Annotated in this window: 13 protein-coding genes and 3 pseudogenes; 9 read left to right on the top strand and 7 right to left on the bottom strand. The window is 49.7% G+C overall.

Features of this window, described 5'->3' with window-relative positions:
• Positions 1 to 57: 57 nt before the first annotated feature.
• The 4 genes from L0M14_RS01485 to L0M14_RS01470 all read right to left on the bottom strand — a co-directional run bounded on the left by L0M14_RS01485 (position 58) and on the right by L0M14_RS01470 (position 3,811).
• Positions 58 to 435, bottom strand: a complete 378-nt coding sequence (locus tag L0M14_RS01485) for a VOC family protein (RefSeq protein ID WP_235120342.1) — start codon at positions 433 to 435, stop codon at positions 58 to 60.
• An 86-nt stretch (positions 436 to 521) separates the two neighbouring features.
• A complete protein-coding gene (locus L0M14_RS01480; protein ID WP_235120341.1) occupies positions 522 to 1,340 on the bottom strand; it encodes a helix-turn-helix domain-containing protein in 819 nt (272 codons plus the stop codon).
• Positions 1,341 to 1,492: 152 nt separating this feature from the next.
• Positions 1,493 to 3,265 (bottom strand): LytS/YhcK type 5TM receptor domain-containing protein, encoded by a 1,773-nt coding sequence (locus L0M14_RS01475; RefSeq protein WP_235120340.1) that lies wholly within the window; start codon positions 3,263 to 3,265, stop codon positions 1,493 to 1,495.
• Positions 3,266 to 3,340: 75 nt separating this feature from the next.
• On the bottom strand, positions 3,341 to 3,811 hold the full coding sequence (locus L0M14_RS01470) for a DUF2798 domain-containing protein (RefSeq protein ID WP_235120339.1): 471 nt from the start codon (positions 3,809 to 3,811) through the stop codon (positions 3,341 to 3,343).
• Between the two features lie 233 nt (positions 3,812 to 4,044).
• Between L0M14_RS01470 and L0M14_RS01465 the strand changes: the two genes are divergently transcribed.
• Genes L0M14_RS01465 through L0M14_RS01455 form a run of 3 tightly spaced genes read left to right on the top strand, consistent with a single transcriptional unit; the run spans position 4,045 to position 5,483 of the window.
• Positions 4,045 to 4,302, top strand: a complete 258-nt coding sequence (locus L0M14_RS01465; protein WP_235120338.1) for a patatin-like phospholipase family protein — start codon at positions 4,045 to 4,047, stop codon at positions 4,300 to 4,302.
• A 13-nt stretch (positions 4,303 to 4,315) separates the two neighbouring features.
• A complete protein-coding gene (locus L0M14_RS01460) occupies positions 4,316 to 5,290 on the top strand; it encodes a patatin-like phospholipase family protein (protein ID WP_235120337.1) in 975 nt (324 codons plus the stop codon).
• Entirely contained in the window at positions 5,268 to 5,483 is a 216-nt protein-coding gene (locus L0M14_RS01455; protein WP_235120336.1) for a hypothetical protein, read from the top strand. The genes L0M14_RS01460 and L0M14_RS01455 overlap by 23 nt, the downstream gene beginning before the upstream one ends.
• A gap of 186 nt (positions 5,484 to 5,669) precedes the next feature.
• On the opposite strand, the gene L0M14_RS01450 is transcribed toward L0M14_RS01455, so the two are convergent.
• Both L0M14_RS01450 and L0M14_RS32170 read right to left on the bottom strand, forming a co-directional pair.
• Positions 5,670 to 6,452: a substrate-binding domain-containing protein gene (locus tag L0M14_RS01450; protein ID WP_405031019.1), complete on the bottom strand. Its 783-nt coding sequence runs from the start codon at positions 6,450 to 6,452 to the stop codon at positions 5,670 to 5,672.
• Positions 6,452 to 6,627, bottom strand: a pseudogene (locus tag L0M14_RS32170) (helix-turn-helix domain-containing protein); the annotation flags it as partial. The pseudogene L0M14_RS32170 and the gene L0M14_RS01450, both read right to left, overlap by 1 nt.
• A 162-nt stretch (positions 6,628 to 6,789) precedes the next feature.
• On the opposite strand from L0M14_RS32170, the pseudogene modA reads away from it, so the two are divergent.
• The 5 genes and pseudogenes from modA (at position 6,790) to L0M14_RS31335 (ending at position 12,906) form a co-directional block, all read left to right on the top strand.
• Positions 6,790 to 7,639: pseudogene (gene modA / locus L0M14_RS01445) on the top strand (molybdate ABC transporter substrate-binding protein).
• Between the two features lie 2 nt (positions 7,640 to 7,641).
• Complete coding sequence (gene modB, locus L0M14_RS01440) at positions 7,642 to 8,316, top strand: molybdate ABC transporter permease subunit (RefSeq protein WP_235120335.1); 675 nt, start codon at positions 7,642 to 7,644, stop codon at positions 8,314 to 8,316.
• A 140-nt stretch (positions 8,317 to 8,456) separates the two neighbouring features.
• Positions 8,457 to 8,838: pseudogene (locus L0M14_RS01435) on the top strand (SET domain-containing protein).
• A 174-nt stretch (positions 8,839 to 9,012) separates the two neighbouring features.
• The gene (locus tag L0M14_RS01430) at positions 9,013 to 10,365 is read left to right on the top strand and encodes a sugar ABC transporter substrate-binding protein (protein ID WP_235120334.1); all 1,353 of its coding nucleotides are present in this window, start codon (positions 9,013 to 9,015) and stop codon (positions 10,363 to 10,365) included.
• 51 nt (positions 10,366 to 10,416) lie between these two features.
• On the top strand, positions 10,417 to 12,906 hold the full coding sequence (locus tag L0M14_RS31335; RefSeq protein WP_311198813.1) for an EAL domain-containing protein: 2,490 nt from the start codon (positions 10,417 to 10,419) through the stop codon (positions 12,904 to 12,906).
• Positions 12,907 to 12,968: 62 nt separating this feature from the next.
• On the opposite strand, the gene L0M14_RS01410 is transcribed toward L0M14_RS31335, so the two are convergent.
• A complete protein-coding gene (locus tag L0M14_RS01410; protein WP_235120333.1) occupies positions 12,969 to 13,154 on the bottom strand; it encodes a hypothetical protein in 186 nt (61 codons plus the stop codon).
• A gap of 288 nt (positions 13,155 to 13,442) precedes the next feature.
• On the opposite strand from L0M14_RS01410, the gene L0M14_RS30835 reads away from it, so the two are divergent.
• Positions 13,443 to 13,574 (top strand): hypothetical protein, encoded by a 132-nt coding sequence (locus L0M14_RS30835; RefSeq protein WP_260115425.1) that lies wholly within the window; start codon positions 13,443 to 13,445, stop codon positions 13,572 to 13,574.
• Positions 13,575 to 13,598 lie beyond the last annotated feature (24 nt).

The raw sequence follows: 13,598 nt of genomic DNA, 5'->3' as shown, positions 1-13,598 counted from the left end.
ACTGTCGACAGCGTATCTTCGCCTGCTTGTTGTTTAATGGCGCATACCTTCTCTTCGCTAGGCGACGAGACTGATTAAATTGTTATCGGGGTCCTTTATAATCGCATATCGCTCTCCCCAAGGTGTATCTCGCGGCTCGAAGAAGCCGTCATACCCAAGCGCCGTCAACTGACGGTACACGTCGTCCAGCGCTTCGTTGCTGGAGAACTGAAAGGCGAGCTCGGTCCGGTAGCCGATAGGATCTTCCCAGCCTTCAAAAACACTCTTTACTGATTCCACCATATCGAATGCAAACACAATTCCTTCTTGCTCCACGTCTACGTGATGCGCTTCGTCGGCGCCGTCCGGAATAGCCAGCCCCAGCACGCGATAAAAATCCAACGCCCTCTTCATCTCTTCTACATAAATCGCGACTCGTTTCAACTTTACCGTCATGTTTTGCAGCACCCCTCGCCTTGATTGATTTTCACTCCCATTATAGTAATTATCTCTCATTGCAAAATAGTAAAAAACGGACTTCCTCACTCCTGCTTAGTCAGCTGTTTGAGTGGAAGTCCGTAATATCGCTTAAAAACGCCAGCGAAGTGCGACTGATCGTAGTACCCGTGTTGAAGCGCCAAATCCGTCAAGCTGAAATAGTCTCCGCTGTACAATTCCTCAAGCACGCTTTGAAAGCGGACGATGCCGAGCATTTCCTTCGGGCTAAGGCCAAGCTCCAGTTCAAAGGCCCTTCGCAGATGCCTCTCGCTGAAGTTCACTTTATCCGCCAAATCCGTAACGGAAAGATTACCTTTGACCTCGTATATATACTGCATGCTCTGGTAGACCAAAGTGGGAGCAGATGCCTCGGTCGTAGCCAGTATTTGGCCCAATTGCTGCTCGACGATCTCGATCCTGTCTGGTAACGATTGGGCAATCAGCAGCTTTTCGACCCAATCGAGAGCCTCTTGTCCCCAGAGATCCTCCAAAAACACACGATTTGCCGTTAATGTCGATATTGGAGACTTCAGGATCGTGCGAGCCGACTCCGAATACAGCCGGATGCCCCATACCGATCGTGCTTTTGAAAACTGCAAAACTTCGACCTGCGTCGTTAGCCCTACGACATAAGCGGCCTGCCTGCTTGATGAAGCGAACAAGTCCACTATAATATCGACACAGCCATCGGGGATGACTCGATGCCCCGGATTTCCCGGTACTGGCAGGAGATCCACCGTCCAATAGGCAGCTACATGCGACGCCAGGCGACGGCTCGGCGCAAACTCCCGGAAATTGTGGGAGTGGAAATGCAACTGCGGCTGCAATTGCGGAGCATGCAAGGGTCGGTAAGGATGGCTCATCTGCGCTTCTTCCTCCTACTACGTGAAAAATCTTACACCTTAGCGGCTTTCAAGGCTAACCTGGCTCACCGAGGACTGTATTCCACCTCATGAATGTATTGTAACAAATGAAAAACTCCGAAGGCCACTTCATTTTCACAAATCACCGTTTCTTATACAGCTTCGTTTGCATCGAGTCCATCTGTACCGCAAGGAATCGTGAAGGAAATGCGGCTTCCGCCTTCCGGCCTGTTCCTAATTTGAATCCTGGCTTCAGCTCCAAAAAGATGAATCAGCCTCTGGTTCACATTATAAACACCGATGCCATTGCCTTCTTTGCTGGTCACCGGCTTATCGCCAAGCACATGAAGGTGCTCCTCCGGAAAGCCTGCGCCATTGTCTTCCACGCATACTTCAATCCGATCGCCGGTCAGCCACAAGCGAATACGTATCCATCCCCCGCTGCCCTGCTTGTTCAAGCCGTGCATAATACTGTTCTCAACCAGTGGTTGGAACGTGGCAGGCGGGATCAGGGCGGCTTCCACGCGTGGATCCATGTCCAGTAGCACACTGAATTGGTCGGCAAAGCGTATCTTGATCAGCTCCAAGTATGTGCTGAGATGCTTCATCTCCTGCTGAATAGGGATCAGCTGTGAGGAGGTTATTTTCAAACTGAGACGCATATACGTACTTAACTGAATCATGACATGCCGGGCAAGGTCGGGATTGACCCGGATTAAGGAGTGAATCGCGTTCAAGGTATTGAATAGAAAGTGCGGATTGATTTGAGCCTGCAGCATCCGAAGCTCTGCCTCCTGAAGAAGAGACGCCATCTTTTCATGCGCCGCCACACCCAGCTGGTAAGTAAACAGCTTGCTAAGCCCTTTAGCCAGCTCAATTTCGACCTTGCGGATTTCATGATTTCTTTTGTAAAAAATAGCAATGAGACCTGCCGCTTTGCCCCCCTGCTGAAAAGGAACCAGAATGGCCGCATCCAATTTGACGAACACTTCCGCCCACTCTTTGTCCAGGCTGTACGCAATCTGAACCTCGCCGGTCTCGAACGCTTTGTTCGAGAGTTCGATAAAAGCAGTCTGCTCTAGCATACGGCTTGACGCGCCTGCACCGACATAGGCAAGCATTCGCTCCGTATCCGTCAACACGACGGCAGCTGCTTTCATCTCTCTAGCGAGCAGCTTGGCCGTTGCTTCGGCCGTCTTGCTCGTAAGACCCAGCTTCAAGTGCGGGAGCGCCAATTCCACAATGTGCAGCGCCCTCTCCGCTTCATGAGCGGCAGTTCGGTCCTCCTCCCGCATTGCAACCTGGAGCATGGTCATGAAGATCGCGATAGAGATGCTGTTGGTCAGCATCATCGGCAGCCCGATCGTATTGACCAATTGAATGGCCGCCCCCGAATCGGTCTGCGGGACGAGAATCAAAATCGTACCCATCAGTACGACTGGAGCGAACACACCGCAAAAAAACGCGATCGGAGTAGGGACAACCCGGTTTTGGATGAACAGCTTGGCGATCAGCCCCGTCAGTATACCGATGATCGGAGCGGCTACCGCACTGCCCAGTCCTGCATAACCGCCGATGTAATAGAGATGAAGACCGGTGATGATGCCAGCGCCAAGCCCGACGCTGATCCTACCGATCAAGCCACCTATGACTACGCCCACCAGCGCTGAATGAGCGACAGCTTCATAATGATGTAGAGGAAACAGCCACAAGGAGGATTCCAAGGTAAAATCATCCCGGACGACGATTCCCGCGTAGGTGCCAAGCACACCGAATAATCCGAAAAAAACGGATGAATAGATAGCTCGCAAGATCGACATTTCCTTATCGAATAACTGGCGAAAGAATGAAAAACGAGTCAAAATAAATGTAAGTACGAGCAGCATACCCATTCGTTCAAACAGCAGCAGAATTAAATCTTCCAAATGGTTCGTTCCCCTTCTTCTCGATTAACGGTCCATTTGCATACTATTCTACAAGCTCTATCATTTACCTGTCTTTTATTGTGCTGCTGCCCCCGCCGCCGCCTTATTTTTGATAAATGTTACAAATAGGAGCCGCACAATAGGTCCCACAACGATCAACTGCAGCGGCAGAGCAAAGATAAAGTTGATTCCCACTAAAGAGACATAGTCTGCAAGCAGAGACTTCTCCTCGAGCTGATGATTCATGAGATAAGACACGGCCAGCCCATATATGGACATACAGAGCACCATGCCTATTACCATACAGACGGATATGGAGAGAATCATCAGCCCCTTCTTGGATGGATCCAAGGGCAGGGATAGCACGAGCTTCTTAGCAGCCGGACCTACGATAAAGGACTCCACACTAAACGCGATGAGGAAGCCCAAAAGCAGTTGAAGCAGGATGCCCGTTACCGGTACGCTGCCTATTAATCCGTGAGTCCATAAATTATAGAATGTCATCCCTATGACCATTCCGCTGCACATCATCAGCCCAAAATACACATTTTTCCTTCTTCGTTGTCGGCAATTTTCATCATCCTTTCTTCATACCCTTGTCATTATAGAGATCGCACCACCCCTCGCATAAGTGACAAGTTTGTGAATCTTTTAATGATAAAGCCTTTATTCTCCATCGCTTAGGACTTTTGTCCAGTAAGATGGCAACATCCGATTGTCTAATTATGGCAATTATTGTTACAATGACAGGAAAAATATAACGATAGGGGGATTATCATTTGATAGGTTTAGCATTATCCGGGGGTGGTTACCGCGCTTCCTTGTTTCATCTCGGGGTGATGGCCCGATTGGCGGATGACGGGCTGCTGAATAAGGTGAGGGTCATTTCATCGGTTTCCGGGGGTTCCATCATCGGCGCCTACTATTACAAGAGAATGTGTGAAGAATTGGCAAACAACTCGCTGGAAACCGATGAAGATTATAAACAGCTGCTAGAACAAGTCATGAAGGAATTCCCTTACCTATGTTCAGGATGACGCTCGTGACCGTGTGTTGTATGCAGCCGGAATATCCCAAATCATACCGAAGCAGTTCATCCGTTTCCTTCTTCGCTTGGGCGTCGGAAGGACGTTTCTGCGAAGGCTCCCTTTAGAGCTGCTGCTCATGTCCAAGCTGGAGCTGGTCATGGGAAATCTGTTTTTTCAGACTGCCGAATTCAAGCAGCTGCTTGCTGCCGCCTCTCAAAGCGACACGGCCAAACCCGAGCTCGTTCTCAATACCTCCATCCTAGAAAACGGGAAGCCGTTATTCCTCTCTACAGACCCTGCTAGCCCTCTGTGGCTGGAAAACAAGCGCAATCATGGCATCGATTTTCAAGATGCGGCAGCCTTGCCTTTATCCAAAATGGTGGCTGCATCCGCCTGCGTGCCGGGCATTTTCAATCCCATCGAAATTCCCTTCAAGGATACCGCAGTCCATGGCGTGGACGGCGGCGTCCTTGACAATCTCGGCTATCATGCCATTCAGTTGCTTCAGCAGGATGGCATGCCCATCCTGATCAGCGATGCCTCTATGCCGATCGGTGCTGAGCATTACGGAAGTGTCAATTTTGTACAGTCATTTTTTCGCATTCAAGATATGTTCATGGACACGATCCGCGATTTACGGTTGGGTCATGAGCACAATCCTTTTCTTGTTGATATGCGTACTGATCTTCCCGGTATCGATCCTGCGGTACGGCAGCTTGCCATGGACATGAGAACGGATTTAAACTCATTCACGGAGGTCGAAGCCTACTCACTTCATGTATGCCGGTTACTGCGCATGCGCACAGCAAACCGCCCCATTACGGCAGCAGCAAGCCTCTTCAGACGCGGCAGCTGCGGAACAGCCTCTCGGGAATTGGCCTTTTATGCAAATAAGCCCGTATATGCAAACGCCTACTCCGGCATATCTGACAAGCATGGGACAAAAGTCTCGCAAGCGGGATCCATTTGCCGGTATGTCCGTCTTCCGCATTCTTAGCTTTTTATATCTCTTGCTATATATCGGTCTGTTCGTCTATATTGGCGTCGAGCATGGTATTTATAAAGCCTTATGGTATGTAGGACTTATCCCAGTTATCGCAGCTGCTGCCGGCGGACTATTGATCTTACGGCGAACCATTCGCCGGGGCCGTGCCCGAGGTACTCTCGCTTCCTTGACGGAGTCGATGTAAGAAACTCACACAATACAGGAGAGCCGCTAAAGTGATTTCCAAGCATCACTTTAGCGGCTCTTTGCATACAGCTTATTCCTTACAGCTGGGAAATTCGATCCGATTCAATCCATTTCAATCTGCCTCAATCCAGCTCACGCTGCCATAAGTCCTAAACCCACTTGTTATAGGTGCACTCTCGCCCACCTAAGCTTCAAACATAATCCGGCCTGTCTGAGACAGGTCGTACCCTTGAATCGGACGCAGCTCGCTGCGGAACGCTTCCGATTGCAGCACCTGCTTGACCTGCTCGATCCATGCGAGGTTTTCTGGCTTTTTGACCATAACAAGGTCGTACCGTTCCTGGATGAGCGGGATAAACTCCACACCCCCCACCATCTGGGCCGCCTTCTCAATACCGACACCGAAGTCCGCTTCACCGATCGCCACTTTACCGGCCACTCCCATATGATTGGTGGATTCCTGCTCATATCCAGCTAACTGCTCAGGAGAAATGCCGTGAAGCCGAAGCTGTTCATCCAGGAGCACTCGCGCTCCTGAGCCTTTCTCCCGATTAGCTATCCGCAGTCCGGGCTGAGCTAGATCAGCCCAATCTCGCAGCTGCTTGGGGTTGCCCTGCTGAACATATATGCCGGCCATTCGGGAGACCAGATTCACTACCACGTAGGAGGAGCCGATCAATAGTTTGCGGATATAGGGAATGTTGTACTCACCCGTATCCCCATCGAGTAAATGTGTGCTTACGATATCGGACTCTCCCTTGTACATAGAAATTAGGCTGTCCAGACTGCCTACATAGGAGCGAAGCGGTCTGTAGGGTGCCACTTTTTTTTCCATGTGCTTAGCCAGAATGTCTAGACTGATGTCCTGCCCCGTAATCACAATGGTCATCTTTGCATCCTGCGCAGCGAGTGGAGCGGCCAAAGTAGCTGGAGCTTCGAGCGGTTCCCCCTTGGGAGCGCTGGACAGACTCCCCTTGGCTCTAGCCTTATACGCTTCGAGATCCGATGCGTCAACGCGCATTTGTTTGCCAACCCGGTAAGCGGGCAGCTCCCCCTCTTTTGATGAGATCGTATACAGTTAGTTTGGATATTTTCAGGAGTTTCGAAATTTCTTCCGTTGTATAGGAGATGTCAGCTGTCATGATTGTCCTCCAAAGGCCGTTTTCATCCGTATTCTCTCTATCATAAGCGCATACCTGTACCATATCAATGTTCATCATTTACGAATGGAGAATCATTCCTTATAATTAAATATAACTAGTTATAACTAAATATATAGATAATAGGATGTCGGAGGAAGCCATATGTTCAAAAAAGGTAAATCTATTTATGTTTTATTAGGTATCGTGATGACTTTCCTATGGATTACCGGCTGTTCCAGCACTCAAGCTCCTCAAGCAGAATCAACAACTCCTGCATCCCCTGGCGCCCTGTCCGCTTCTCAACCAGCCGCAGAACAAGTGGAGCTTACCATCTCCGCAGCCGCCAGCCTGACTGATGCTCTCAAAGACATTCAATCCAGCTATGAAGGCAAAAACAAACAAATCAAGCTGAATGTTAACTTTGGCGGCTCTGGGGCTTTGCAGCAGCAGATTGAGCAGGGAGCGCCGGTTGACCTCTTCCTATCGGCTGCAACCAAGAATATGAAGGCTCTTGTCGACCAACAGCTGGTCGACCCCGCAGAGCAGACGAACATCCTGCTCGGGGAACTCGTCGTGGTCATACCCTCTGACAGCGCTACTGGCATTCTGAAAGAAGAGGATCTGAAGAATGATGCGGTCAAGCATATCGCAATGGGAGTGCCGCAGACTGTGCCAGCGGGGAGCTACGCCAAAGAAGCCTTGACCAACTCCTCAGCTGTGGGACGCTTTGCAGCCAAAAGTCGTTCAAGCGAAAGACGTGCGCCAGGTACTCACTTATGTAGAATCCGGCAATGCCGAGGCGGGCTTTGTTTATAAGACGGATGCACTCTCCTCCAAGAAGGTCAAGATCGCATTCCGCGTTAGCCCGCAGTCTTACACACCGATCGAGTACCCCGCCGGTATCGTGAAGTCAACCAAGCACAGCAAGGAAGCCGCCGACTTTTACAGCTATCTGCAAAGTAAAGAGGCACAGGATGTATTCGTCAAATACGGCTTCGCCGTTCCCAATTAATTATGGCACACTTTGACTGGAATGAGTTTACCGCACCGATCCTGCTCTCTTTAAAAGTCGCTCTGCTAGCCAGTATCATCGTGCTAGTGCTTGGAGGATTCACCGCTTGGAGAATGTCGCGCCGCCGCTTTCGCGGCAGGACCGTGCTGGAGACCGTATTTCTTCTGCCTCTTGTTCTGCCTCCGACTGTTGTCGGGTTCATTCTGCTTGTCCTGTTCGGCAAGAAGAGCGGCATTGGCTACGTATTGGACCATGTGTTTCATGCGTCCGTTATTTTCACATGGGGAGCTGCCGTCATTGCTTCGATCGCCGTGGCTTTTCCGCTGGTGTATCAGACGATGAAGACCGGCTTTGCTGCAGTAAGCAAGGACTTGGAGGATGCCGCCAGATCCATCGGAGCAAGTGAGTGGCAGGTACTGCGCTACATTACTCTGCCCCTGGCATGGCGCTCCGTAACGACCGCTTATATTCTCGGCTTTGCCCGTGGACTCGGGGAATTCGGCGCCACCCTTATGATCGCGGGAAATATTCCGCATCAAACACAGACACTGCCCACCGCCATCTATATCGCCGTGGAATCCGGAGAGCAGACGCTCGCCTGGTGCTGGGCTGGAGCGATCATCGCGATTTCCTTCCTGCTTATGCTGATTGCAGGCAGGAAGCCCGCAGCCAACTGAAGGATAAAGATATTTGCAGCAGAATCATTGTACGTACGCATGAACATTGCTGTTTGACCGGGAATCATTTAAACTAAATGGAAGCTATGCATTCGTACGCATTTCTGTTCCATACTCTATAGAGCCTGCAGGAGAATATCATGATTGAAATCAAAACATCCAAGCTAAGCAAAGGGGAATTTAACTGGGGGAGTATTTGCTACGCAAGATATCAAGAAAGGCACCTTAATTCACGAAGCCCCTGTTATTACCTACGAGAACGAAGAGCATGAATATATTGAAAAAACGACTCTCGACGACTATGTATTTAATTTCGGAGCTAATCACTCGGCAGTCGTGCTGGGATACGGCAGCTTATTTAATCACTCCTACACGCCTAACGCATCCTACGAATTGAATTTCGACAACCTTACCGTAGAATTCTATGCTTATACGGATATTAAAGCCGGTGAAGAAATTCTCATTAACTACAATGGCGAGGAAGATTGCGATGATCCTTTATGGTTTTTAGAAAATGACTGACCCGATGCGGGGCTGCTGACAAGCAGCCTCGTTTTTTCGTATTATGACACTTCCTTCAAGGGACCGTTATTTCAGCATAGATTGAATTATAAAGGACTTTTATCCAATACCGTCGAAAGCAGTTTCGATACTCTTATGCGATCTTACTTACACCCAGAAAGAGGTCTTCATACCATGAAGAAACTGCTTGCAAGTGTTCTCTTGTGCATCACCATCGGCACAGGATGCTCATCTACGAATCCCCCGCCACAACCAACCGCCACCCCGGCCGAAACCGATCCTAAGATCGATTTACAAGCCTGGATTATGGCAGACAGCCCTAGAGGCGACAAAGATTTCATGGAAACGATAGATCCTTTTTTACAATCTCATCCCAACATCTCCGTCAAGGTTAAGGTCTTGGACTGGGGAACTGCTTGGAGCGATATCACGAAAGCTGTTGAAAATGGAGAAGGACCGGATATTCTGCAGCTTGGCAGCACTTGGGTTCCGACAATCGCTTCCATGAACGGAATCGACGATATAACAAGTCATATTACTGATGTTGGAGGGGCAGACGCCTATCTTCCGGCAAGCTGGAACTCAACCATGATTCAGGGCGGCAGCAGTGTGTACGCTGTACCTTGGTTTGTAGATGCACGCGCGATCTACTACCGCAAAGATGCCTTCCAAGCTGCAGGGGTGAATCCTGCTGAAGCCTTTCAAACCTGGGATACATTCAAGCACGCATTGGAAAAAGTCAACGGCGTAACCATCCAAGGTGTCCAAATGAACGCTCTCGGCATCCCTGGTAAAAATGATTGGAATGTGCCGCATAATATATTCCCTTGGATTTGGGGTGCAGGCGGCTCCGTCTTTGCCCCGGACCAGAAAACCGTGGCTCTGAACAGCCCTCAGGCACTGAATGGCATTATGTATTACACCGGGTTAGCGAGAGAGGGATTAGCGGACACTGCTTCCCTGGAAAAAAACACAGGGCAAATCGAAATGGATTTTGCCAACGGCAAGGATGCCGTCATCGTCACGGGACTGTGGATGATCCGTAATTTTAGCACGCCTCAGGACCAGGGAGGATTTGCAGGTAAACCGGCCGCCGGCAACTACGCGGTTGCTCCTCTGCCTGCAGGACCGCAAGGGCGAGCTACGTTCATCGGAGGCAGCCATTTAAGCATATTCAAACAATCCAAACACAAAGACGCGGCATGGCAGCTGATCAAGTATTTATCGAGTGACGAGGCGCAAGCGGATTATGCCAAGCGTGTAGGGATGATGCCTGCCAAGAATAGCTTGATCTATTCTCCGGAGCTCACACAAGACCCTAGCTACGCAGCGTTTGCGGAAGCCACGAAGTACGGGCATTCCTACCCCGCCATTCCGGAGTGGGGCCCTGCCGAAACGACACTAGTTAAGTCGTTCTCGAATATTTGGGACATTGTAGCTGATAAAGACAAGAATTACACCAAGGAAACCATCCAACAACAACTGGACGAAGCCGCAAAAGAAATCAGCATCATCATGAATCAGTAACTCACAAAGGCTGATTTTTACTTCATTTGATAAGGAAGGAGGCTGTCCCGCATGCTGCGCATCCGCCGAACATCCGGCATGAAACCGATATCGGCATCCTTTCGAGATTTAATGAAAAACACGGCATTCCGGCTGATCGTATCTCTGCTCGTCGGAGCCATCGCCATAGTTGTGCTGCTATCTTCACTCTCCTATCAGCAAGCTATGCAGATTCTGAACGATGAATCTTCGAAGTCGTCTCAGCAAACAATCATACAGACCAGCAGGCACATCGACTATATTCTTCAGACCTACAAAGAATTCACGAATACGATGTCGCACGATCAGGAGCTGCTGAATAAGCTGCTGGTATTTTCCAATGTAGATGACCCGTCAGGCTACGAAATGGTTGTAGGCCAGCTTACGAGCGTACTAACCTCCTATAGCAATTCCAATGCATCCGTCGAGTCGATCACCTTGTTTTCGGCGGATCAGACGAAAGTCGTATCAACCTTGTCTAGGCAAGCCCTTCTGCCAATGATTCGCAAGGATAACGCCGAGGCTATTCAAGCAACGGATTGGAATAAGGTCATCCAGTCATCGCCCGAGGACACTTTATTTTTGGACACCCGCACAAGCGGTTTTGTCAGCAGTTCCTCCAATGGACCTTTGTTTGCCATTGTGCGGATTATAAAAAGCCCGTTTAACAGCCATAAAATCTTAGGCATGCTGCTCATTGAAATATCCACAGAAAATTTAGAAAAGGCTTTAAAGGGCTTCAAGCTTGGAAACGGCGGAGGTTATGTGGTTGTCGGCGGGCAAGGAAATATTGTTATTGCCTCTGATACAACCGCAATCGCCGCTTCTTATGAAGGGTCCATCCCTCCCGTTCTGCCTGAGAGTGACGGCTCTTACATGGGTCATTACGACACCGAAGATCATCATGGGATATTGCAGAATTACACGTTCCGGCGTTCGCCGCTTTCAGGCTGGACACTGATCGGCTACTATCCCAAAGAAGAGCTTGTAGCCCCTATGAAGCAGGTCATATGGAACACGATTCTCATCTCGCTAATCTGCAGTCTTGTCGCCGCATTCGCCATCGGGATTCTCGTTCAGAGGAATGTCGGAAGCCCGCTGCGCAGTCTGCGACTCTTGATGCAGGAAGGCGAGAAAGGAAACCTGGGGGTTCGAACCAGTTTCCAGGCCGATACCGAAATAGGCGATTTGGGACGGGCCTTTAATCGCATGATGGACCAAATCTCACTGGCTTACTATGATACACTCACCAATCTACCCAACAGACGTCTGCTGGTCGATCGATTGGAGGCCGCCTTCCAGCATGCTGAAGAGCAAAGCCATGAGCTCGCTGTTCTCTTCATTGATCTCGACCGTTTCAAGATGGTGAACGATTCACTCGGTCACCATGCCGGGGATTTGCTGATCCAGAGCGTCGGACAAAGGCTGCAGCAATGCATTCGTGAAGGAGATACGGTAGCGCGTATTGCGGGAGACGAATTCGTCATTCTACTCCCCGAGCTGTCGGACAAATCCTATCCGATACCGATCGCGCAGCGGGTGCTGGACAAGCTCCGCACACCTTTCTCCATTCTGGAGCATGACGTGCGTATCTCAGGAAGCGTAGGGATCGCCTACTTTCCTCAGGACGGCTCCGATGCAGAGGCCTTAATCAAGTGCGCGGATATGGCGATGTACGAAGCGAAGGCAACCGGCAAGAATAATTTCAAAACGTATGATCCTGCCATGTCCATTCGTTCCCACGAACGGCTTGTCATTGAAAATGATCTGCACCGTGCACTGGACCAACAAGAATTTCAACTCTTCTATCAACCGAGGGTTGATCCTAGGACGGGAACCATTCAGTGCTCGGAGGCCCTGCTGCGTTGGAAGCATCCGAAGCTTGGAATGATCCCGCCGGATAAATTCATTCCGATTGCCGAGGAATCGGGGCTTATCGTTCCATTGGGGGCTTGGGTGCTTCACGAAGCCTGCAGGCAAAATAAAGCTTGGCAGGATGCGGGGTATGCACCGATGAGAGTAGCGGTTAATGTATCGGCCAAGCAATTTGGCCGAGGTCTTACAGATAGCGTCGCACAGGCCCTTAAGGAAAGCGGCCTCGCACCGGATTGGCTGGAGATCGAAATTACGGAGAGCGTCCTGACCGATAATGAAAATACGGTTATTGCATCCTTACGCAAGCTGAAGTCAATGGGCGTTCACCTTGCTATTGATGACTTCGGAACCGGCTACTCGAACTTGGCGTTCCTCATGAAGTTCGAAGTGGATACGTTGAAAATCGATCGTTCCTTTATCCAAAATATTCACAGGAACATCGAGCATCAGCTGATAACGACGTCGGTCATTTCTCTCGCCCACAACCTGGGCATGCGAGTGGTTACCGAAGGCGTGGAGACCATCGAGGAGCATCAGTTCCTGCTGAAATATGAGCCGAATGAAGCACAAGGCTACTATTATGCTAGACCTGCTTCCGCCCTTGCGTACGAGAAGGATAACCTGAACAAACAAGCTCACATCGGATAAAGGCCGATGTGAGCTTGTTTATCGTTATCCTTATTGGAAATTCGGCAATCACTATAATCTTTTTACATTATTGTAAAATTCAATCCCTGCAGCGATGATAATTTCACAACGGTGAGTTTGCCTGCGATGATGCCATAGGCTTGGTGATGAGTGCAATTGGAATAAGAGTAGACCCACATTTTCTTCGATTCATCGAACCCCAAATATTTCATAAAATCCATTCTTTTTCGCAAATCCTGAATCGTCATTAGCGCTCTCCTCCGCTTTGGGCTTTTTCATATTTATTCGCGGAGAGAGGGGGTTTTTCAGGGGAGTCACGCTTTGGTAAAATATCACAGGATACCGTGATGAATTATGAAGTTAAGAGAGATAGCCCCTGTTTAACGGCTTGCAATGACTGATTGAATACATGCATGCACATCTCATAAACAGAACGTCCGTCATCGAACAAGTCGGTCATTGCGTAGTTCCAACTGGGATCGTATAGCGATGCATTTCCTGCGCAGGTAGGTAGACGAACGCTGGAGGCTCTTCAAATGCTCGCCAGACAAGAAGTTCGTTCAGACATTTATGGTATTTATCCCGCTGAGAAGGCGAATGAGGCGCTCCGGGTTTTGGAAAAGGGGGTGACACGAGGGAAGCTGCTACTCCAGTTTGCAGCCGATTAAGCCAATTCGTAAAATTGGGGTGGA

The sequence above is a fragment of the Paenibacillus hexagrammi genome, from assembly GCF_021513275.1.
Taxonomy (GTDB): domain Bacteria; phylum Bacillota; class Bacilli; order Paenibacillales; family NBRC-103111; genus Paenibacillus_E; species Paenibacillus_E hexagrammi.
This window is presented reverse-complemented; position numbering and strand designations above follow the sequence as displayed.

Coding starts and splice junctions, on each gene's coding strand:
- L0M14_RS01485 (WP_235120342.1), bottom strand. CDS start 435: ATGACGGTAAAGTTGAAACGAGTCGCGATTTATGTAGAAGAGATGAAG.
- L0M14_RS01480 (WP_235120341.1), bottom strand. CDS start 1,340: ATGAGCCATCCTTACCGACCCTTGCATGCTCCGCAATTGCAGCCGCAG.
- L0M14_RS01455 (WP_235120336.1), top strand. CDS start 5,268: ATGTCCGTCTTCCGCATTCTTAGCTTTTTATATCTCTTGCTATATATC.
- modB (WP_235120335.1), top strand. CDS start 7,642: ATGGCACACTTTGACTGGAATGAGTTTACCGCACCGATCCTGCTCTCT.
- L0M14_RS01430 (WP_235120334.1), top strand. CDS start 9,013: ATGAAGAAACTGCTTGCAAGTGTTCTCTTGTGCATCACCATCGGCACA.
- L0M14_RS31335 (WP_311198813.1), top strand. CDS start 10,417: ATGCTGCGCATCCGCCGAACATCCGGCATGAAACCGATATCGGCATCC.
- L0M14_RS01410 (WP_235120333.1), bottom strand. CDS start 13,154: ATGACGATTCAGGATTTGCGAAAAAGAATGGATTTTATGAAATATTTG.
- L0M14_RS30835 (WP_260115425.1), top strand. CDS start 13,443: ATGCTCGCCAGACAAGAAGTTCGTTCAGACATTTATGGTATTTATCCC.